The 18,560-nt window shown below is 70.7% G+C and carries 33 protein-coding genes; 31 read left to right on the top strand and 2 right to left on the bottom strand.

From position 1 onward, the window contains the following. Positions 1-5 precede the first annotated feature (5 nt). The 22 genes from rplC to map all read left to right on the top strand — a co-directional run bounded on the left by rplC (position 6) and on the right by map (position 11,877). On the top strand, positions 6-656 hold the full coding sequence (gene rplC / locus AA0Z99_RS09760) for a 50S ribosomal protein L3 (RefSeq protein WP_413316895.1): 651 nt from the start codon (positions 6-8) through the stop codon (positions 654-656). Between the two features lie 2 nt (positions 657-658). After that, positions 659-1,390, top strand: a complete 732-nt coding sequence (rplD, locus tag AA0Z99_RS09755) for a 50S ribosomal protein L4 (RefSeq protein ID WP_413316894.1) — start codon at positions 659-661, stop codon at positions 1,388-1,390. Continuing rightward, positions 1,390-1,689: a 50S ribosomal protein L23 gene (rplW, locus tag AA0Z99_RS09750; RefSeq protein WP_072312800.1), complete on the top strand. Its 300-nt coding sequence runs from the start codon at positions 1,390-1,392 to the stop codon at positions 1,687-1,689. The genes rplD and rplW overlap by 1 nt, the downstream gene beginning before the upstream one ends. Positions 1,690-1,708: 19 nt before the next feature. Continuing rightward, entirely contained in the window at positions 1,709-2,548 is an 840-nt protein-coding gene (gene rplB, locus AA0Z99_RS09745) for a 50S ribosomal protein L2 (RefSeq protein ID WP_072312799.1), read from the top strand. 12 nt (positions 2,549-2,560) lie between these two features. Then, on the top strand, positions 2,561-2,842 hold the full coding sequence (rpsS, locus tag AA0Z99_RS09740) for a 30S ribosomal protein S19 (protein ID WP_413316893.1): 282 nt from the start codon (positions 2,561-2,563) through the stop codon (positions 2,840-2,842). A 27-nt stretch (positions 2,843-2,869) separates the two neighbouring features. After that, positions 2,870-3,238 carry a 50S ribosomal protein L22 gene (gene rplV, locus AA0Z99_RS09735; protein ID WP_413316892.1) on the top strand — a complete coding sequence of 123 codons (369 nt, stop codon included), beginning with the start codon at positions 2,870-2,872 and terminating at the stop codon, positions 3,236-3,238. Beyond that, positions 3,238-3,981 carry a 30S ribosomal protein S3 gene (gene rpsC, locus AA0Z99_RS09730; protein WP_413316891.1) on the top strand — a complete coding sequence of 248 codons (744 nt, stop codon included), beginning with the start codon at positions 3,238-3,240 and terminating at the stop codon, positions 3,979-3,981. Before rplV ends, rpsC begins: the two co-directional genes overlap by 1 nt. After that, complete coding sequence (gene rplP, locus AA0Z99_RS09725; protein ID WP_072312796.1) at positions 3,981-4,400, top strand: 50S ribosomal protein L16; 420 nt, start codon at positions 3,981-3,983, stop codon at positions 4,398-4,400. The genes rpsC and rplP overlap by 1 nt, the downstream gene beginning before the upstream one ends. Next, positions 4,400-4,708 (top strand): 50S ribosomal protein L29, encoded by a 309-nt coding sequence (gene rpmC / locus AA0Z99_RS09720; RefSeq protein WP_413316890.1) that lies wholly within the window; start codon positions 4,400-4,402, stop codon positions 4,706-4,708. The genes rplP and rpmC overlap by 1 nt, the downstream gene beginning before the upstream one ends. Further along, positions 4,708-4,992, top strand: a complete 285-nt coding sequence (gene rpsQ / locus AA0Z99_RS09715; protein ID WP_413316889.1) for a 30S ribosomal protein S17 — start codon at positions 4,708-4,710, stop codon at positions 4,990-4,992. Before rpmC ends, rpsQ begins: the two co-directional genes overlap by 1 nt. Before the next feature lie 27 nt (positions 4,993-5,019). Continuing rightward, complete coding sequence (rplN, locus tag AA0Z99_RS09710; RefSeq protein WP_072312793.1) at positions 5,020-5,388, top strand: 50S ribosomal protein L14; 369 nt, start codon at positions 5,020-5,022, stop codon at positions 5,386-5,388. Between the two features lie 3 nt (positions 5,389-5,391). After that, complete coding sequence (gene rplX, locus AA0Z99_RS09705; protein WP_413316888.1) at positions 5,392-5,763, top strand: 50S ribosomal protein L24; 372 nt, start codon at positions 5,392-5,394, stop codon at positions 5,761-5,763. Next, positions 5,756-6,316 (top strand): 50S ribosomal protein L5, encoded by a 561-nt coding sequence (gene rplE / locus AA0Z99_RS09700; protein WP_413316887.1) that lies wholly within the window; start codon positions 5,756-5,758, stop codon positions 6,314-6,316. The genes rplX and rplE overlap by 8 nt, the downstream gene beginning before the upstream one ends. A gap of 82 nt (positions 6,317-6,398) precedes the next feature. Further along, entirely contained in the window at positions 6,399-6,797 is a 399-nt protein-coding gene (rpsH, locus tag AA0Z99_RS09695; protein WP_413316886.1) for a 30S ribosomal protein S8, read from the top strand. 6 nt (positions 6,798-6,803) lie between these two features. After that, on the top strand, positions 6,804-7,340 hold the full coding sequence (gene rplF, locus AA0Z99_RS09690) for a 50S ribosomal protein L6 (protein WP_413316885.1): 537 nt from the start codon (positions 6,804-6,806) through the stop codon (positions 7,338-7,340). Then, positions 7,340-7,711, top strand: a complete 372-nt coding sequence (gene rplR, locus AA0Z99_RS09685; protein WP_413316884.1) for a 50S ribosomal protein L18 — start codon at positions 7,340-7,342, stop codon at positions 7,709-7,711. Before rplF ends, rplR begins: the two co-directional genes overlap by 1 nt. Beyond that, a complete protein-coding gene (gene rpsE / locus AA0Z99_RS09680) occupies positions 7,708-8,430 on the top strand; it encodes a 30S ribosomal protein S5 (protein WP_083586796.1) in 723 nt (240 codons plus the stop codon). The genes rplR and rpsE overlap by 4 nt, the downstream gene beginning before the upstream one ends. Beyond that, complete coding sequence (gene rpmD, locus AA0Z99_RS09675) at positions 8,427-8,615, top strand: 50S ribosomal protein L30 (protein ID WP_072312787.1); 189 nt, start codon at positions 8,427-8,429, stop codon at positions 8,613-8,615. The genes rpsE and rpmD overlap by 4 nt, the downstream gene beginning before the upstream one ends. Then, entirely contained in the window at positions 8,608-9,072 is a 465-nt protein-coding gene (gene rplO, locus AA0Z99_RS09670) for a 50S ribosomal protein L15 (protein ID WP_413316883.1), read from the top strand. Before rpmD ends, rplO begins: the two co-directional genes overlap by 8 nt. Positions 9,073-9,133: 61 nt before the next feature. After that, positions 9,134-10,465, top strand: a complete 1,332-nt coding sequence (gene secY / locus AA0Z99_RS09665) for a preprotein translocase subunit SecY (protein WP_413316882.1) — start codon at positions 9,134-9,136, stop codon at positions 10,463-10,465. Next, positions 10,466-11,047 (top strand): adenylate kinase, encoded by a 582-nt coding sequence (locus tag AA0Z99_RS09660; protein ID WP_413316881.1) that lies wholly within the window; start codon positions 10,466-10,468, stop codon positions 11,045-11,047. Then, a complete protein-coding gene (gene map, locus AA0Z99_RS09655) occupies positions 11,047-11,877 on the top strand; it encodes a type I methionyl aminopeptidase (protein ID WP_413316880.1) in 831 nt (276 codons plus the stop codon). Before AA0Z99_RS09660 ends, map begins: the two co-directional genes overlap by 1 nt. 3 nt (positions 11,878-11,880) lie before the next feature. On the opposite strand, the gene AA0Z99_RS09650 is transcribed toward map, so the two are convergent. Together AA0Z99_RS09650 and AA0Z99_RS09645 are read right to left on the bottom strand one after the other, a co-directional pair. Continuing rightward, positions 11,881-12,303 carry an ImmA/IrrE family metallo-endopeptidase gene (locus AA0Z99_RS09650; protein WP_413316879.1) on the bottom strand — a complete coding sequence of 141 codons (423 nt, stop codon included), beginning with the start codon at positions 12,301-12,303 and terminating at the stop codon, positions 11,881-11,883. Then, the gene (locus AA0Z99_RS09645) at positions 12,248-12,958 is read right to left on the bottom strand and encodes a helix-turn-helix domain-containing protein (RefSeq protein ID WP_413316878.1); all 711 of its coding nucleotides are present in this window, start codon (positions 12,956-12,958) and stop codon (positions 12,248-12,250) included. The genes AA0Z99_RS09650 and AA0Z99_RS09645 overlap by 56 nt, the downstream gene beginning before the upstream one ends. On the opposite strand from AA0Z99_RS09645, the gene AA0Z99_RS09640 reads away from it, so the two are divergent. The 9 genes from AA0Z99_RS09640 (at position 12,875) to AA0Z99_RS09600 (ending at position 18,479) form a co-directional block, all read left to right on the top strand. Continuing rightward, entirely contained in the window at positions 12,875-13,159 is a 285-nt protein-coding gene (locus AA0Z99_RS09640) for a helix-turn-helix transcriptional regulator (RefSeq protein ID WP_413316877.1), read from the top strand. The two genes, AA0Z99_RS09645 and AA0Z99_RS09640, sit on opposite strands and share 84 nt — an antisense overlap. Continuing rightward, positions 13,156-13,437: an uberolysin/carnocyclin family circular bacteriocin gene (locus AA0Z99_RS09635; RefSeq protein ID WP_413316876.1), complete on the top strand. Its 282-nt coding sequence runs from the start codon at positions 13,156-13,158 to the stop codon at positions 13,435-13,437. The genes AA0Z99_RS09640 and AA0Z99_RS09635 overlap by 4 nt, the downstream gene beginning before the upstream one ends. 37 nt (positions 13,438-13,474) lie before the next feature. Further along, positions 13,475-14,032 (top strand): stage II sporulation protein M, encoded by a 558-nt coding sequence (locus AA0Z99_RS09630; RefSeq protein ID WP_413316875.1) that lies wholly within the window; start codon positions 13,475-13,477, stop codon positions 14,030-14,032. A 99-nt stretch (positions 14,033-14,131) separates the two neighbouring features. Then, the gene (locus tag AA0Z99_RS09625; RefSeq protein WP_413316874.1) at positions 14,132-14,674 is read left to right on the top strand and encodes a hypothetical protein; all 543 of its coding nucleotides are present in this window, start codon (positions 14,132-14,134) and stop codon (positions 14,672-14,674) included. Then, positions 14,662-15,060, top strand: coding sequence for a hypothetical protein (locus tag AA0Z99_RS09620; RefSeq protein ID WP_413316873.1), 399 nt, complete (start codon positions 14,662-14,664; stop codon positions 15,058-15,060). Before AA0Z99_RS09625 ends, AA0Z99_RS09620 begins: the two co-directional genes overlap by 13 nt. Continuing rightward, positions 15,057-16,154 (top strand): hypothetical protein, encoded by a 1,098-nt coding sequence (locus tag AA0Z99_RS09615; protein WP_413316872.1) that lies wholly within the window; start codon positions 15,057-15,059, stop codon positions 16,152-16,154. Before AA0Z99_RS09620 ends, AA0Z99_RS09615 begins: the two co-directional genes overlap by 4 nt. Next, the gene (locus AA0Z99_RS09610; RefSeq protein WP_413316871.1) at positions 16,151-16,789 is read left to right on the top strand and encodes an ATP-binding cassette domain-containing protein; all 639 of its coding nucleotides are present in this window, start codon (positions 16,151-16,153) and stop codon (positions 16,787-16,789) included. The genes AA0Z99_RS09615 and AA0Z99_RS09610 overlap by 4 nt, the downstream gene beginning before the upstream one ends. Next, entirely contained in the window at positions 16,786-17,676 is an 891-nt protein-coding gene (locus tag AA0Z99_RS09605; protein WP_413316870.1) for an ABC transporter ATP-binding protein, read from the top strand. The genes AA0Z99_RS09610 and AA0Z99_RS09605 overlap by 4 nt, the downstream gene beginning before the upstream one ends. A gap of 47 nt (positions 17,677-17,723) precedes the next feature. After that, positions 17,724-18,479, top strand: coding sequence for a hypothetical protein (locus AA0Z99_RS09600; RefSeq protein ID WP_413316869.1), 756 nt, complete (start codon positions 17,724-17,726; stop codon positions 18,477-18,479). Positions 18,480-18,560 lie beyond the last annotated feature (81 nt).

Genomic DNA, 18,560 nt, shown 5'->3' with positions numbered 1-18,560 from the left:
ACGCCATGTCGAAGATCACGACGACTCGCGGCCTGCTCGGCAAGAAGCTCGGGATGACCCAGGTGTGGGATGAGCAGAACAAGCTCGTCCCCGTCACGGTGCTCGAGATCACGCCGAACGTGGTCACGCAGATCCGCACGCCCGAGAAGGACGGCTACGCAGCCATCCAGATCGCCGCCGGCCAGATCGACCCGCGCAAGGTCAACAAGCCTGCTGCCGGTCACTTCGACGCCGCCGGCGTCACGCCGCGCCGCCACCTCACCGAGGTCCGCACGGACAACGCCGACGCCTACGAGCTCGGCCAGGAGCTGGCGGTCGACCTGTTCGCCGCCGGCCAGAAGGTCGACGTCGTCGGCACCTCGAAGGGCAAGGGCTTCGCCGGTGTCATGAAGCGCCACAACTTCGCTGGCGTCTCGGCATCGCACGGTGCGCACCGCAACCACCGCAAGCCCGGCTCCATCGGTGCCTCGTCCACGCCCAGCCGCGTCTTCCGCGGCATGCGCATGGCCGGCCGCATGGGCACCGACCGCGTGTCGGTGCTGAACCTCACGATCCACTCGATCGACGTCGAGCAGGGTCTCATGCTCGTCAAGGGCGCCGTCCCCGGCGCTCGCGGTCGTCTCGTGTACGTCCGCAACGCTGTGAAGGGAGCCTGAGCATGACCGCACAGGTCACCATCGTCGACGCGAAGGGCAAGCAGGCAGGCTCGGTCGAGCTGCCCGCCAGCATCTTCGACGTCCAGACGAACGTTCCGCTGATCCACCAGGTCGTCGTCGCGCAGCTCGCAGCTGCGCGCCAGGGCACGCACTCGACCAAGGGTCGTGGCGAGGTCTCCGGCGCTGGCCGCAAGCCCTTCAAGCAGAAGGGCACGGGCCGCGCCCGTCAGGGCTCGATCCGCGCGCCCCAGATGACCGGCGGTGGCATCGTCCACGGCCCGACGCCGCGCGACTACTCGCAGCGCACCCCGAAGAAGATGATCGCCGCAGCGCTGCTGGGCTCGCTCTCGGACCGCGCCCGCGGAGGCCGCCTGCACGTCATCGAGGCGTTCCCGGCAGAGGCGCCCAGCACTCGCGTCGCGGTCGACACCTTCGCCGCGCTCGGCGTGGCCAAGAACGTGCTGCTCGTGCTCGACCGCTCCGAGGAGACCGCGCTGCTCTCGGTGCGCAACCTCCCCGAGGTCCACGTGCTGCCCTGGGACCAGCTCAACGCCTACGACGTGCTCGTGAGCGACGACATCGTGTTCTCGAAGCCCGCCTACGAGGCGTTCGTCGCCGCGAAGACCGGATCGACCGTCGAGGTCGTCGCCGAGGAGCCCAAGGCTGAGAAGCCGGCGAAGGCCGAGAAGCCCGCCAAGGCACCGAAGGCCGACAAGGCAGAGAAGGACAACTGATGAGCGGCTACAACAAGGACCCTCGCGACATCATCATCCGCCCGATCGTGTCCGAGAAGAGCTACGCGCTCATCGACATGGGCAGCTACACCTTCGAGGTCGACCCACGCGCCTCGAAGACCGAGATCAAGCTCGCGATCGAGAAGATCTTCGGCGTCAAGGTGGAGCGCGTCAACACCCTCAACCGCGTCGGCAAGACGCGCCGCACCCGCTTCGGCACCGGCAAGCGCAAGGACACCAAGCGCGCCATCGTGAAGCTGAAGTCCGGTTCGATCGACATCTTCACGGCTGTCGGCTGAGGACTGAAGGAACGAGAACATGGCTATTCGCAAGTACAAGCCGACGACCCCGGGTCGTCGCGGCTCGTCCGTCGCAGACTTCGCTGAGATCACCCGATCGACGCCCGAGAAGTCCCTGCTGCGCCCGCTGCCCAAGACCGGCGGCCGCAACAACACGGGACGCATCACCACCCGCCACATCGGCGGTGGCCACAAGCGCCAGTACCGCGTCATCGACTTCCGTCGCAATGACAAGGACGGCGTGAACGCCCGCGTCGCGCACATCGAGTACGACCCCAACCGCACGGCGCGCATCGCGCTGCTGCACTTCGAGGACGGCACGAAGCGCTACATCCTGGCCCCGAACAAGCTCAAGCAGGGCGACGTCGTGGAGTCGGGCGCAGGCGCGGACATCAAGCCGGGCAACAACCTGCCGATGCGCAACATCCCCACGGGAACGGTGATCCACGGCGTGGAGCTCCGCCCGGGCGGTGGCGCGAAGATGGCTCGCTCGGCCGGCGCCTCCGTGCGCCTCGTCGCCAAGGACGGCCCCTACGTGCAGCTCCGCCTGCCGTCGGGCGAGATCCGCAACGTCGATGCCCGCTGCCGTGCCACGATCGGCGAGGTCGGCAACGCCGAGCAGTCGAACATCAACTGGGGCAAGGCCGGCCGCAAGCGCTGGCTGGGCGTTCGCCCGACCGTGCGCGGTGTCGCGATGAACCCGGTCGACCACCCGCACGGTGGCGGCGAGGGCAAGACGAGCGGTGGTCGTCACCCCGTCAGCCCGTGGGGTCAGGCAGAGGGTCGCACCCGCCGCCCCAACAAGCCGAGTGACAAGCTCATCGTCCGTCGCCGCTCGACCGGCAAGAAGAAGCGCTAGTAGGAGAGTCCGATGCCCCGCAGCCTCAAGAAGGGTCCGTTCGTCGACGACCACCTCCTCACCAAGGTGGTTCGGCAGAACGAGTCCGGCAGCAAGAACGTCATCAAGACGTGGTCGCGCCGTTCGATGATCGTGCCGGCCATGCTCGGTCACACGATCGCCGTCCACGACGGTCGCAAGCACATCCCGGTCTTCGTCACCGAGACGATGGTCGGCCACAAGCTGGGCGAGTTCGCGCCCACCCGCACCTTCCGCGGCCATGTGAAGGACGACAAGAAGGGCCGTCGCCGCTAAGCGCGGTGACGGAAGAAGGAGAAGGCAATGGTTGAGTCGATCGCTCGCGTTCGTCACATCCGCGTGACCCCTCAGAAGGCCCGCCGCGTCGTCGACATGATCCGCGGCAAGCAGGCCGAAGAGGCCCTCGCGATCCTGAAGTTCGCCCCGCAGGGCGCCTCGGAGCCCGTGTACAAGCTCGTCGCCTCGGCGGTGGCCAACGCTCGGGTCAAGGCAGACGCCGCGAACGAGTTCCTCGACGAGCAGGACCTGTACGTGGCCCGCGCGTTCGTCGACGAGGGCACCACGCTCAAGCGGTTCCAGCCGCGTGCACAGGGTCGCGCGTTCCGCATCAACAAGCGGACGAGCCACATCACCGTCGTGCTCGCGACGCCGACCACGGAGGACGAGAAGTAATGGGACAGAAGGTCAACCCGTACGGCTTCCGCCTCGGCATCACCACCGACCACGTGTCGCGCTGGTTCGCCGAGTCGACGAAGCCGGGGCAGCGCTACGCCGACTACGTGGCCGAGGACATCCGCATCCGCAAGATGCTGACGACGAGCCTCGACCGCGCAGGCGTCGCACGCATCGAGATCGAGCGCACCAAGGACCGCGTCCGCGTCGACATCCACACCGCCCGCCCGGGCATCGTGATCGGCCGTCGCGGCGCCGAGGCCGAGCGCATCCGCGCCGACCTCGAGAAGCTCACCGGCAAGCAGATCCAGCTGAACATCCTCGAGGTCAAGAACCCCGAGGGCTCGGCGCAGCTCGTCGCGCAGGGCATCGCCGAGCAGCTCAGCGCTCGCGTGGCCTTCCGCCGCGCGATGCGCAAGGGCCTGCAGTCGGCGCAGCGCGCCGGCGCCAAGGGCGTCAAGATCAAGGTGTCGGGTCGCCTCGGCGGCGCCGAGATGAGCCGCAGCGAGCAGTACCGCGAGGGCCGCGTGCCCCTGCACACGCTCCGCTCGAACATCGACTACGGCTTCTACGAGGCACGCACGACCTTCGGTCGCATCGGCGTCAAGGTCTGGATCTACAACGGCGAGCTCACCAACCGCGAGCTCGCCCGCGAGCAGGCGAACCAGAAGTCGCCGCAGCGCGAGCGTCGTGGCCCCCGTCGCGACGCCGCTCCGGCCGCAGCAGGATCAGAGGCGAAGTAATGCTCATTCCCCGTCGAGTCAAGCACCGCAAGCAGCACCACCCGAAGCGCCGTGGCCAGGCCACCGGCGGCACGGCGGTGTCGTTCGGTGAGTACGGCATCCAGGCCCTGACGCCTGCATACGTCACGAACCGCCAGATCGAGGCCGCACGAATCGCCATGACGCGCCACATCAAGCGCGGCGGCAAGGTGTGGATCAACATCTACCCCGACCGTCCCCTCACGAAGAAGCCCGCTGAGACCCGCATGGGTTCCGGCAAGGGCTCGCCCGAGTGGTGGGTCGCCAACGTCAAGCCGGGCCGCGTCCTCTTCGAGGTCGCCGGTGTCGACGAGCAGCTCGCGCGTGAGGCGATGACGCGAGCCATCCACAAGCTGCCGCTCAAGGCACGCATCATCAAGCGCGAGGAGGCTGACGCATAATGGCGATCGGTTCCAAGGAGCTCATGCCCGCCGAGCTCGCCACCCTCGATGACGAGCGTCTCGTCGTCGAGCTGAAGCGGGCCAAGGAAGAGCTGTTCAACCTGCGCTTCCAGTCGGCCACCGGCCAGCTGGACTCGCACGGCCGCCTCCGGGCGGTGAAGCGCGACATCGCGCGGCTGTACACCGTGATCCGCGAGCGCGAGCTCGGCATCAGCGCCTCGCCGGCGCCGGTCGAGAAGGCTGCGGACAAGAAGAAGTCGAAGAAGGCCGACAAGGCCGAGACGGCTGAGAAGGCTGAGGACAACTGATGGCTACTGAGCAGCCCAAGGACGAGACCGTCCAGCGCGGCTACCGCAAGTCGCGCATCGGCTACGTCACCTCCGACAAGATGGACAAGACCGTCGTCGTCGAGGTCGAGGACCGCGTGAAGCACCCGCTGTACGGCAAGGTGCTCCGCAAGTCCTCGAAGGTGAAGGCCCACGATGAGCAGAACGCCGCCGGCATCGGCGACCGCGTCCTGATCGCAGAGACCCGTCCGACGTCCGCCACCAAGCGGTGGCGCGTCGTCGAGATCCTCGAGAAGGCCAAGTAGGCCTCGGCCTCGAAGGAGATCTAGACAATGATCCAGCAGGAATCCCGCATCAAGGTGGCCGACAACACCGGCGCCAAGGAGCTCCTGACCATTCGCGTGCTCGGCGGCTCCGGCCGTCGCTACGCCGGCCTCGGTGACACCATCGTGGCCACGGTCAAGGACGCCATCCCCGGCGGCAACGTGAAGAAGGGCGACGTGGTCAAGGCCGTCGTCGTCCGCACGGTGAAGTCGACGCGCCGTCCCGACGGCTCGTACATCAAGTTCGACGAGAACGCCGCCGTCATCCTGAAGACGGACGGCGACCCCCGCGGCACGCGCATCTTCGGTCCCGTCGGTCGCGAGCTCCGCGACAAGCGCTTCATGAAGATCGTGTCGCTCGCACCGGAGGTGATCTGACCCATGGCCAGCATCAAGAAGGGCGACCTCGTCGTCGTCATCGCCGGAGCGCGCGAGTCGCGCGGCGGCGACCGGGGGAAGACCGGGCGCGTCATCGAGGTCCTGCGCGAGCAGGACCGCGTGATCGTCGAGGGCGTCAACCTCGTCACCAAGCACATCAAGGTCGGCCAGACCAACCGCGGCACCCGCACGGGCGGCATCGAGACCCACGAGGCCCCGATCCACGTGTCGAACGTCGCGCTCGTCGACCCCGAGTCGAAGAAGCCCACTCGCGTTCGCGCCGAGGTGAAGAGCGTCGAGAAGAACGGCGTCTCGATCCCGCAGAAGGTGCGCGTCGCGACGAAGTCGGGCAAGGAGATCAAGAGCAATGACTGACACCGCAGTGCGCCTGCCGAGGCTCAAGCAGCAGTACCGCGAGACGATCCTGAAGCAGCTCCAGGAGGAGTTCGGCTTCACGAACGTCATGCAGGTGCCCGGCCTGACCAAGATCGTCGTCAACACCGGCGTCGGCGAGGCCGCGCGCGACTCGAAGGTGATCGACGGCGCCGTGCGCGACCTCACGCTGATCACCGGCCAGAAGCCGAAGGTCACCGCCGCCAAGAAGTCGATCGCGCAGTTCAAGCTGCGCGACGGCATGCCGATCGGCGCGCACGTCACGCTGCGCGGCGACCGCATGTGGGAGTTCCTCGACCGTCTGCTGACGCTCGCCCTCCCGCGCATCCGCGACTTCCGTGGCCTCAGCCCCGAGCAGTTCGACGGCAACGGCAACTACACGTTCGGCCTCTCGGAGCAGTCGGTGTTCCACGAGATCGACCAGGACAAGATCGACCGCGTCCGCGGCTTCGACATCACCGTCGTCACGACGGCGAAGTCGGACGACGAGGGTCGCGCGCTGCTCAAGGCGCTCGGCTTCCCCTTCAAGTCCTGACCCCATCGGCGCCGCCGGCGCCGTGCATGAATTCAAGGTCGCTGTCCGCGGAACGGGCAGCGAAACCAGAACGGAGAACACCATGACGATGACCGATCCGGTCGCCGACATGCTGACGCGTCTGCGCAACGCCAACACGGCGATGCACGACGAGGTCACGCTGCCGTCGTCGAACCTCAAGGCGAGCATCGCCGAGATCCTCGAGCGCGAGGGCTTCATCTCGGGCTGGAAGATCGAGGACGCTCGCGTCGGCAAGTCGCTGACGCTGAGCCTCAAGTACGGCCCGAACCGCGAGCGTGCGCTCGCTGGCCTGAAGCGGGTCTCGAAGCCCGGTCTGCGCGTCTACGCGCGATCGACCGAGATCCCCCAGGTGCACGGCGGCCTCGGCGTCGCCATCCTGTCCACGAGCTCGGGCCTCCTCACTGACCGTGAGGCCGAGCAGAAGGGCGTGGGCGGGGAAGTCCTCGCCTACGTGTGGTGATCTGACATGTCACGTATCGGACGTCTCCCCATCGACATCCCCTCGGGTGTCGAGATCTCGGTGAACGACGACGTCGTCACCGTCAAGGGCCCCAAGGGCGAGCTCACGACCCGCATCGCGAAGCCGATCCAGGTCGAGGTCGCCGACGGCCAGGTGCAGGTCACCCGGCCCGACGACGAGCGCGAGTCGCGCTCACTGCACGGCCTCACCCGCACCCTGATCGCCAACGACATCGTCGGCGTGACGGATGGCTACTCGAAGTCGCTCGAGGTCGTCGGCACCGGCTACCGCGTGGCGGCGAAGGGCACGGGCCTCGAGTTCGCGCTCGGCTACTCGCACCCGATCAACGTCGAGCCGCCTGCCGGCATCACGTTCGTGGTCGAGGGCAACAACAAGGTCACCGTCAGCGGCATCTCGAAGCAGGCCGTCGGCGAGGTGGCCGCGAATCTCCGCAAGCTGCGCAAGCCCGAGCCCTACAAGGGCAAGGGCGTGCGCTACGCAGGCGAGCAGATCCGCCGCAAGGCTGGAAAGGCTGGTAAGTGATGGGCATCGGTACTCGAGGCAAGAGCAAGTCGGCTGCCCGCGGCCGCCGTCACGCGCGCCTCCGCAAGAAGGTCGTCGGCACCGCTTCGGTGCCGCGCATGGTCGTCACCCGTTCGGCACGTCACGTCTTCGTGCAGGTCGTCGACGACTCGCAGGGCATCACCGTCGCCTCGGCGTCGACCATGGAGGCTGACCTCCGCGGGCACGACGGCGACAAGACGGCCAAGGCCAAGCGCGTCGGCGAGCTGATCGCAGAGCGTGCGAAGGCCGCAGGCGTCGAGTCGGTCGTCTTCGACCGCGGCGGCAACCGCTACGCCGGTCGCGTCGCCGCGATCGCCGACGGCGCACGAGAGGCAGGGCTGGGACTGTGAGCGAAGAGAACAAGGACACGCAGGTGACGGACACCACGCAGCAGGCTGCTGGCGCTCCCGCGGCTGAGGCCGGCCAGTCGGCCGACCACCGCGACGAGCCCCGCGAGCAGCGTCGCGGCAGCCGCGACCGCGGCACGCGCAACGAGCGCGGCCGTCGCGACGACCGCACGGAGAACCAGTTCCTCGAGCGCGTCGTGACGATCAACCGCGTCTCGAAGGTCGTCAAGGGCGGTCGCCGCTTCAGCTTCACGGCCCTCGTGGTCGTGGGCGACGGCGACGGCATGGTCGGCGTCGGCTACGGCAAGGCGCGCGAGGTCCCGACGGCCATCTCGAAGGGCGTCGAGGAGGCGAAGAAGAACTTCTTCCGCGTCCCCCGCATCGCCAAGACGATCCCGCACCCGGTGCAGGGCGAGGCCGCCGCCGGCGTCGTGCTCCTGCGTCCCGCTGCCGCCGGTACCGGCGTCATCGCGGGCGGCCCGGTTCGCGCCGTCCTCGAGTGCGCTGGCATCCACGACGTGCTGAGCAAGTCGCTCGGCTCGTCGAACTCCATCAACATCGTCCACGCGACGGTCGAGGCGCTGCGCATGCTCGAAGAGCCGCGCGCCGTCGCCGCCCGTCGTGGTCTCGACGTGGATCGCGTCGTGCCGGAGCGCCTGCTCCGCGCCGAGGCTGAGCACACGAAGCACGAGGCCGAGATCGCGAAGGCGGCATCCAAGTGAGCAAGCTGAAGATCACGCAGACGAAGTCCGTGATCAGCGAGAAGCAGTACCAGCGCGACACGCTGCGGTCGCTGGGTCTCAAGCGCATCGGCCAGTCGGTCGAGCGCGAGGACAACCAGCAGAACCGCGGCTACGTCAACACGGTTCGGCACCTCGTCAAGGTCGAGGAGATCGAGAATGACTGACAAGAACGAGCCGGCCGAGCTGCCGGCGCTCAAGGTCCACCACCTCCGGCCCGCGCCGGGCGCGAAGACCGCCCGCACGCGCGTGGGTCGCGGTGAGGCGTCGAAGGGCAAGACGGCCGGTCGAGGCACCAAGGGCACGAAGGCCCGCTACTCCGTGCGTCCCGGGTTCGAGGGTGGCCAGCTGAACAGCGTCATGCGCGCTCCCAAGCTGCGCGGCTTCAAGAACCCGTTCCGCACCGAGTACCAGGTCGTCAACGTGGGGCAGCTGGGCGAGCTGTTCCCCGGTGGCGGCGAGGTGACGGTCGCCGACCTGGTGGCCAAGGGCGCGGTTCGCAAGAACCAGCTGGTCAAGGTGCTCGCCGGTGGCGAGCTCTCGGTCGCGCTCACCATCGCGGTCGACAAGGTGTCCGCTGCGGCTGAGCAGAAGATTGTGGCCGCAGGCGGCTCGGTCAAGTAAGTAGGCTGAGGGGCGGTCCGTGCGCGGACCGCCCCGATTGCCATTCTCTGGAGGGCTGCACGTGTTCAGTGCCATCGCAAGGATCTTCAAGACGCGCGATCTGCGTCGCAAGATCCTCTTCACGCTCGCCATCGTGGCGCTGTTCCGCTTCGGGTCGTTCATCCCGGCGCCGTTCGTCGACTACGGCAACGTGCAGGAGTGCATCGCGGCCAACCAGACGGCGACGGGCCTCTACCAGCTCGTCAACCTCTTCTCCGGCGGAGCGCTGCTGCAGCTGAGCATCTTCGCGCTCGGCATCATGCCCTACATCACGGCGTCGATCATCACCCAGCTGCTGCGCGTCGTCATCCCTCACTTCGAGACCCTCCACAAGGAGGGCCAGCAGGGCCAGGCCAAGCTGACGCAGTACACGCGCTACATGACGATCGCGCTGGCCGTGCTGCAGTCCACGACGCTGATCACGGTCGCCCGCTCCGGCGCGCTCTTCTCGCAGACCGGCGGCCCCGCGCAGCCGCAGTGCCAGAACCTGCTGACGAACGACTCGTGGTGGTCCATCACGCTCATGATCTTCACGATGACCGCCGGTACGGGCCTCATCATGTGGTTCGGCGAGATGATCACCGAGCGCGGCATCGGCAACGGCATGTCGCTGCTGATCTTCACCTCGATCGCAGCGACCTTCCCGACCGCGCTCGGCCAGATCTTCCAGACCGAGGGTCCCAACACCTTCGCCATGGTGCTCGTCGTCGGCGTCATCATCATGGCGGCCGTCGTGTTCGTCGAGCAGTCGCAGCGACGCATCCCCGTCCAGTACGCGAAGCGGATGGTCGGCCGACGGATGTACGGCGGTCAGTCGACGTACATCCCCATCAAGGTCAACATGGCCGGCGTCATCCCCGTGATCTTCGCCTCCTCGCTGCTCTACCTGCCGATGCTGGTCGCGCAGTTCAGCACGCCGACGGACGGCACGCCGCCGCCCGAGTGGGTGCTCTGGGTGCAGGCGAACCTCACCTCCGGTGACGCGCCGCTCTACATGCTGGTGTTCTTCCTGCTCGTCGTCGGCTTCACCTACTTCTACGTCGCGATCACGTTCAACCCGGAGGAGGTGGCCGACAACATGAAGAAGTACGGCGGCTTCATCCCCGGCATCCGCGCGGGTCGCCCCACGGCGGAGTACCTCGACTACGTGCTCACGCGCATCACGCTGCCGGGCTCGCTGTACCTCGGCATCGTCGCGCTGATCCCGCTCATCGCGCTGTCGACGGTCGGCGCCAACCAGAACTTCCCGTTCGGCGGTGCCTCGATCCTCATCATCGTCGGTGTGGGCCTCGAGACGGTCCGCCAGATCGACGCGCAGCTGCAGCAGCGCCACTACGAAGGGCTCATCCGCTAGATGCCGAACCTCCTCATCGTGGGCCCGCCCGGGGCTGGCAAGGGCACGCAGGCCGCTCGGATCGCTGACACGCTCGGAGTTCCCGCCGTCTCGACCGGCGACATCTTCCGCCAGAACATCAAGGAGCAGACCGAGCTCGGTCAGCGCGTCTCCGCGATCCTCGATGCGGGCGAGTACGTGCCGGACTCGCTGACGAACGAGCTGATCGACGACCGGCTCGCGCAGGCGGATGCCGAGGGGGGCTACCTGCTGGACGGGTACCCGCGCACCGCCGGGCAGGTCGAGTTCCTCGACGGGGTCAACCTGCGTCGCGGAGAGCAGCTGGACGCCGTCGTGCGCCTCGTGGCGGACACCGACGAGGTCGTGCGTCGGCTGCTGGCTCGCGCGCAGGAGCAAGGTCGCAGCGATGACACCGAGGAGGTCATCCGGCATCGCCTCGAGGTCTACGAGCGCGAGACGGCGCCGCTGATCGCCATCTTCGGCGACCGGGGCCTCGTCGTCGAGGTCGACGGCATCGGTGCCGTCGACGAGGTGACCGAGCGCATCCTCGCGGGGCTCGCCGAGCGGGGCATCTCGGCCTGATGCTCCGTCGCGGGCTCTACAAGACGCGCCGCGAGCTCGCCTCGATGCGCGAGCCCGGCCGCATCACGGCGCTCGCGCTCGCAGCGGTCGAGCGCGAGATCGCCGCCGGCGTCACGCCGCTCGCGCTCGACGCCCTGGCGGAGCGCGTGATCCGCGAGAACGGCGCGATCCCGAACTTCCAGCTCGAGCCCGGCTACGAGCACACCCTCTGCGTCAACATCAACGACGTGGTGGTGCACGGCATCCCGGATGCGCGTCCCATCGAGCCCGGCGACCTGGTCACGATCGACTGCGGAGCGACGATCGGCGGCTTCCACGGCGATGCGGCCATCACCGTGCTGGTGCCCGGGGGCGATCCCGAGGTCGCCCGCGCCCGCGCCCGCCTGAGCGAGGTGACGAGGGGCGCGCTCTGGGATGGGATCGCGGCGCTGGCCACGGCGCGGCAGCTCGGCGCCGTCGGCGCCGCGGTCGAGGACCACGTCGAGGCCACCAGCGACTTCGCGATCAGCGACGACTACATCGGCCACGGCATCGGCAGGGCCATGCACGAGGAGCCGCCGGTGTTCAACTACCGCACGCGGGTCGTGGGTCCGGCGGTGAAGCCGGGGCTGTGCGTCGCGGTCGAGCCGATCATCCACGCCGGCTCCACGGCGTCGACGACGGATGGGGACGGCTGGACGGTCCGCAGCGCTGATGGCAGCGACGCATGCCAGTGGGAGCACTCGGTCGCCGTCCACAGCGATGGCATCTGGGTGCTCACCGCGCTCGACGGCGGGGCAGCGGGTCTGGCGCCCCACGGCATCGAGCCCGCGCCGATCCCCGAGCGCTGACGCCTACGCCGCAGCCGGTCGGCCGAGCACATGCTCGCGATAGGCGCGCACGACGTCGGGTGTCACGTCGAGCGCTTCGGCGATCTCCTGATCGTCGCGCGCCCACGCGCACACCGATGCGAGCTGCAGCGGGTCGATGAGGAGGCGGGCGGCGAAGCGCTCCGCGGCGCGCTCGGCCGCGTCCGACGCGCCGGCGTGCATGAAGACCGCGTGCCCGAGCTCGTGCGCGAGCACCGAGCGCTCCTCGACCGGGGTCAGGCCGACGGTGAGCAGGATCCGGCGGCGCGCGTGGTCGTACGCCCCGAGCCAGCCCGCGGGCAGCGGAGCGCTGTCGACCCGGACGCCGAGCTGGCGGCACAGGCGCAGCAGGTCACTCAGCGTGGGGCTGCTCCCGTCGAGGGACGCCACGCCGAGCCGCAAGTCCACGGAGCTCCTCCTCGCCGATGCCTGACTGGTGGATGGCGGTCACCGTAGCCCCACCCGGTGACACCGCGCCGGCGCGCACGTGCGCGGCCAGGGTGGCGATCGCCGCGTCCGCCGCGAGGTGCCGGCGATCGCTCGGCACGTGCGACAGCAGCTCGGCCATCACCGCGATCCACAGCTCGATCTCCGGGTCGAGCTGCTGAGCGTCGGTCGCGAGTCCGAGCGCCGCGAACAGGCGCCGCAGCACGTCCTCCTGCGGGGCGCCGGCTCCGCGCTCGATGTTGCTGACCGTCGTGCGGTCGACCTCGGCACGCTCGGAGAGCGCCTTCTGGCTGAGCCCGAGCCGCAGCCGCGCCGGTCGGACGAGGGCCGCGTAGTGCGCGCGCTCGGCCGCGCTCGCGCCGCGAAGGTTGATGGACATCCCTGGCCTCGTCTCTGTCGCCGACAGAATATCCGCACGGCCATCGCGCTTCCGCGCGCTTCTTCGACGAATCGTCGACGTGCCCGTCGGGTCGACCCCGACCCTGTGGAGAACCGGTAGCGCCTCCGTCGAAGATCTGACACTGTTTGCGACATGACGGTCGAATCTCGCATCGGTGCTTCGCTCGCCGCGCTGCGGCGCAGCGCGGGCATCAGTGCAGCCGAGCTCGCATCGCACGCGGCCCTGCCGGAGTCGACCGTGCGCGACATCGAGCGAGGCGCGGTCATCCCCTCACCCGAGCTCGTCACCCGACTGACCGGCGTCCTCGCAGCCAGCCTGCAGGACGCAGGCGAAGCAGCCGTCGCCCGCGACGCGCGCAGACCTCGCTCCGAGCGGAGCGGGCGCCCGACATCCGGGCGAGACACAGAAGGAGCATGATGCAGATCAAGACCAAGAAGGGGCGCGTCGCCGTCTGGAGCGCGTCAGCGGCCGTCAGCGTCGTCGGCATCGCGATCGCGGGCTTCTCGCTCGCGTGGGTGGCGGGATCGCTGGGCATCTCCGGCGCCGCAGCCTCCCAGATCGTCAGGGCCATCGAGATCGGCGGAGCGGCGCTCGCCGTCGTCATCGCCATCTTCGGCGGCGGCGTCATCAGCGCGATCGCGGGAGTGGTGGCCGCATACCTGAGGAAGAAGCTGCGCGCGGTGGCGATCGCCTGACATGGACGTGGCTGGCGGCGAGGAGGAAGCGCGCGCGATGCGCGGATCGATCGCGCTGTCGGCCGCGCTCATGACCGCGCTGCTCGTCGGCGTCGTCGGGGCCGCATGGCTGACATCGGGAGCGTTGGCGTCGATGAACGCCACGGCGGTCGCGGCGGGCGACGTGGACATCGGCCCGCTGATCGACGACGCATCGTTCCTGGGCATCGCGGCCCGCAACCTCTCGGTCGTGGCGCTGCTGGCCGCGGGCATCCCGCTCCTGGGCATCCCGACGCTGCTCTCGCTGCCGGTCAGCGCCATGATCGTCGGCTTCGCCGGAGCATCGGTCGTCGCCTCGCTGGGGCTCCCGCTGACGCTCGATCGCGTGGGGACGTACATCGTGCTCGAGCTCGGAGGCATCGTCCTGGGAGCAGCGGCAGGGGTGCTGCCCACGGTCCACGCGTCCCGCCGGGCGCTCGTGCGAGCGCACGCCGGGCGGTTCGCCGACGCCTACACCGCCGCGATCCTGCCCGCGCTCGGCGTGAGCGTGGTCGCCGCGGCACTCATCCTGCTCGGCGCCGCGATCGAGGCGGCTGCCATCACCGCGCTCGCATGACGACGGCAGCCCCGGCCGGTCGGAGCGCCGCCGCCCCGCATGTCCCCGTGACCGAACGGCACAGCGTGCGCTCGCGCACACCACTACCTGAGGAGGACCATGATCACCGACCACCCTTCCCCCGCGCACCCCGTCGCGCGCACGCGGACGACCTCTGCCGGCGCATGGGCGATCGTCCTCGGCATCGCCGCCGTGCTGCTGCTGCTGCGACTGCCCGCAGCGACCGCGATGGCGGAGACCGTGCTGAGCGAGCAGGTGAGCGCCCTCGACGACCCGACCATGGCCGGCATGGCGATCTCGATGGGTGCGGTCGGAGTGCTCGTCCTGCAGCTGTGCATCCTCCTCCTGCTCGCGGCGCTCGCGAGCGTGCTCGAGCGACTGCTCGGCCCACCCGCCATCGGCACGAGGCTCCGAGTGGGCGTCGCCGGCATCGTCTATGGTGCGCTCGTGCTCGGACAGCAGGCGTGGGCGTTGGCGACCGGTGTGGTGGCGGTCGAGCGGTCCTGGCTGCTCTGGGTCGTCGCGCTCGCGGTCGCCGCGACCGCGCCGGCTGCGTTCTCCGAAGCGCGCTCCTCCTGGCGCGCCTACCTGCGCGCCGCAGTGCCGGGGATCCTGATCGGAGGCCTGCTGTGCCTCGGGTAGCGAAGCTGTTCGGCCTCTTCCCCTACACCGCGACCGGCGTCAGGCTGCTGGCAGCAGGGTGCCTCCTGCTGAGCGCGGGCGTGCTCGCCGGCGTCGCGGTGACGGATCTGCCTGCCGGTCGCGTGCCGTTCGCCACGGCGCTGTCGATCGCGCTAGGGGCGCTCGCGCTCGCCGCCGCGGTGCCGGCGCTGCTCAGCGGGCGGCTCCGGCTGCTCGGCACCGGCATCCCGACGATGGCGCTCGGCCTCGTGGCGGCCGCGGCGATCGGCCTGGGTCTCGTGGAGTGGGCGAGCGCCTGCGCTGGCTTCCTCTTCCTCGGCTCGATCCTGACGGTGGTGTACCACGGCATGGGCTGGGAGCGGTCGCCCGATCGCTCGCGCGGATGACGGCGACCGGCCTCCGGCGGGCGCCGTGGCGACAGGGCGCCGTCGCGCGCACGGCGGAGGTCGTGCTCGTGAGCACGCTGCCGCCGTGGGTGCCGCCGGCGCTGCTGTGGCAGCTCCGCGCCCCGATCGTCGTCGCTCTGGCCATCTGCGGCGGCGGGATCGCGCTGCTGATCGCCGTCGTGCTCGACACGGCTGCCAGCACGTGGGGCGACGGGGCGCTCGCCGCCGTCGTCGGCGCGGCGGTCGCGCTGCTGCCGAGCCTGCGCCAGGTGCTCGGGGCCTCGTCAGGGCTGGCTGCCGCGCTGCTGCGGGAGCGCACCCTGCTGCGCGCGCTCGACCTCGAGCGCGGGATCGATCGACGAGCCTCGGCCCTCTCCGCGGCCCCGGGGGTGCTGGCCGCGGCCGTGGTCGGGGCGCTCGCATCCCTGGTGCTGGGCATCCGCGGCGCACCGGCGGCATCGGTGCTCGTCGCCTGCGCGACCGTGGCCGGTGCGCTGGTCGCGATCGTCGTCGCTCGCGTGCTCGCTCGAGCCGGATGGGTGCGGTCGCCCCTGGTGCGAGCAGCGGCCAAGCACGTGGCCCTCTGCGCGCTGTGCGGCGCAGCGATCGCGTGGCAGGGATCCCTCGTCGCGCCGCCGGTGCCGGCTCGAGCGCTCGAGCTCGCGGTCGTCGCGGTCGCCGTCTGGTGCAGCGGCGACGCGCTGCTCCTCGACGGCAGGCCCGGCCTGCGGCTCGGGCGGGCGCTGTGCTCGGTCGGCGCGCGGCCCTGGGCGCTGAGCGCGTGCAGCATCGGCGGGGTGCTGCTCATCGCGCTGCCGGTCGGGGCGCTCGTCGGCGCGGCGACGGGGGCCCTGCTGCACGAGCCCGGGTGGCCCACCGGTGCGATCGTCAGCTGCGCGCTGCTCAGCGCGGCCGTCGCGGTGATCCTCGAGCCGAGCCCGACGGCCGCGCTCCCGCGGCTGCTGGTCTACGGCGTGTGCTTCACCCCGGCGCCCGTGCTCGCCAGCCAGCACGCTCCCCAGGCCCTCCAGTTGGTGGTGCTCGCGACCCTGACGGGGCTGGCGCACGCCGCGCTCGTCCGGCGGCTCCGATGAGCGAGCTCGAGCTGCGCGGCGTCGGGGCGCTGCCGGGGCGGGCGCGAGCGGTCGCGCTGCCTGACCTCAGGATCGACGCCCCGGGGCTCGTGCTCGTCGAGGGACCCAACGGTTCGGGCAAGTCGACGCTCATCGAGGTGCTCGCGGGCTCGCTCGTGCCGAGCGCCGGGTCGGCGCGGGTCGGCGGCTGGCCGGCGACGAGCGAGGATGCGCGCCGCGCCCGGACGGTCAGCCGCTGCGCCGTCGCGTTCCTCGCTCCGGTCGCGCTTCGGGTCCACGCCGGCCTCTTCGCTCGCGCCGCGGGCGTCCCCGCCGACGCGGCGATCGACGCCCTCGAGCTGGAGGGGCTGGGGGCGCTGCTGCCAGAGCCCGCGGGGCGGATGTCGACGGGCGAGGCGCGACGCGCGTGGAACGCGCTCACGACACTGGGGGAGCGGCGCGTGCTGCTGATGGACGAGCCGTTCCTCGGCCTCGACCCCGCCGCGGCGTCGCGGCTCGCCGCTCGCATCGAGGCGTGGTCGGCGACCCGGGTCGTGCTCCTCGTCGACCACGCGCAGCGCTCGTGGCCCGCCGGGTCGACCCGCGTGGGCATGCCTGCGGGAGCGTCGACGCCGAGCGGTGGTGAGCGTGCGTGAGGCCCGCGATCGAGGTGGAGGGGCTCAGGATGCGCTACGGCCAGCGCGTCGTGCTCGACGACGTGTCCTTCGGCGCCCCGTGGGGCGCGGTGACCGGCTTCATCGGCGTGAACGGATCGGGCAAGACGACGACCATCCGCTGCATGCTGGGCCTCGAGCGCGGCGGCGGCTGCACGCGGACGGCGGGCATCGCGTACCCGGAGCTCGACGAGCCGCTGCGCACCGTGGGCTACTGCCCCGATGCGCTCGGCGCGGCGCCGTGGTCGACGGCGCGGCAGCACCTCCGGGCGCTCGCGCTGCGGGCAGGCGTGGACGCGGCCGCAGCCGAGCGCGTGCTCCAGGGCGTCGGGCTCGCCTCGGTGGCGCAGCCGGTGCGCGCCTACTCGCTCGGGATGCGGCGCAGGCTCGCGATCGCCGGAGCCCTGGTGGCGAGCCCGCGCATCCTGGTGCTCGACGAGCCCTTCGACGGGCTCGACCCGGAGGCCAGGCGCTGGCTGGCCGAGCTGCTGCGCGCGCACGCCGATGGTGGCGGCGCGGTGCTGCTGTCCGCCCACGCGCTCGACGAGATCGAGCCCCTGCTCGACCACGTGGTGTGCCTCCACGGCGGCAGGATCCGATACGCCGGCGCCGCCGAGCCGTTCCTCCGGGCGGGCGCGGCCCCCGTGACGATCGTGCGCTCGCTGGATCAGGTCGCGCTCGCGGATGCACTGCGCGCCGCGGGTGCGACGGTCCGCGCTCGCGCCTCGGGATCCCTCGCCGTCAGGCTGCTGCCACCGGAGCAGATCGCCCGGGTGGCCCGCGACGCCGCAGTGCTGATCACCGAGCTCGCGCCTCGGCGCACGACGCTGAGCGCGGCGTTCGCGAGCACGATCGAGGGGGCGCGGTGAGGGAGCGGCCGCTCGTCCCTCGAGGCGCAGGGCCGAGGTCGCGCCGGATGCGCGCGAGCATGGCGGCCGAGCTGCGCGGCCTGCTGCGCGGGCGTCGGCAGGGGTGGGTGCTGGTGCTGGCCGTCGCCGGCTCGCTCGCAGGAGGCCTCACGAGCGGCGCGATCGCGGCGCAGGTCGGGAGCGTCGGACCGCTCGAGCTCGCGACCATGAGCGTCTCGAGGGGCGCGGCCACACCCATCGCCGTGGCGCTGCTGGCGGCCCTCGCCGTCGCAGGGCCGTATCGCGACGGCGGGTGGCTGCATGCGGTGCTGGGCGAGCCGCGGGCGCTGCCGCGCGCACTGGCGGGCGCCGTCCCCATGCTCGGGCTGAGCCTGCTCCTGGGCCTGCTGTCGGCGACGATCGCGGCGGTGAGCGCGGCCGCCCTCGTCGGCTTCGATCTCGGTGCGCTCGCGCTCGCCGTCAGCGCCCACCTGCTGGTGACCACGATCTGGAGCGCGTGGATGCTGTGCCTCGCGCACGCCACGCGCTCACCGCTGGCGACGCTGGCCGTCGGCGTGGGCGTGCCGGTCATCGTCGAGCCCGCGCTCGCCGGGCTCATGGCGCAGCTGCGGCTCGATCCGGCGCGCTGGGCGCTGCCGGGTCAGGCGCTGCGCGCCGTCGGCGAGGTCGCTGCCGGAGGTGGTGCGGTGCTGCTGCCGGTCCCCGTCGGAGCCCTCGCGATCGCCGTCGCCGCCATCGCCGCGTGCACGCTCGCGGCGGTGCTCGCAGCGTGGCTCCGGATGCGTGCTGCACAGCCCCGCTGAGATCCGCTGACGGCGCCGCCGCCGGTGGTAGCGTGACTCGCACGACGGGCCGTCTGGCCCCGATCATCCCGAAGGAGCACC

This window comes from Agrococcus phoenicis (assembly GCF_047302415.1).
Classification (GTDB): Bacteria; Actinomycetota; Actinomycetes; order Actinomycetales; family Microbacteriaceae; genus Agrococcus.
The sequence above is the reverse complement of the archived record's forward strand: the minus strand, read 5'-3'. Positions and strand labels throughout refer to the sequence as shown.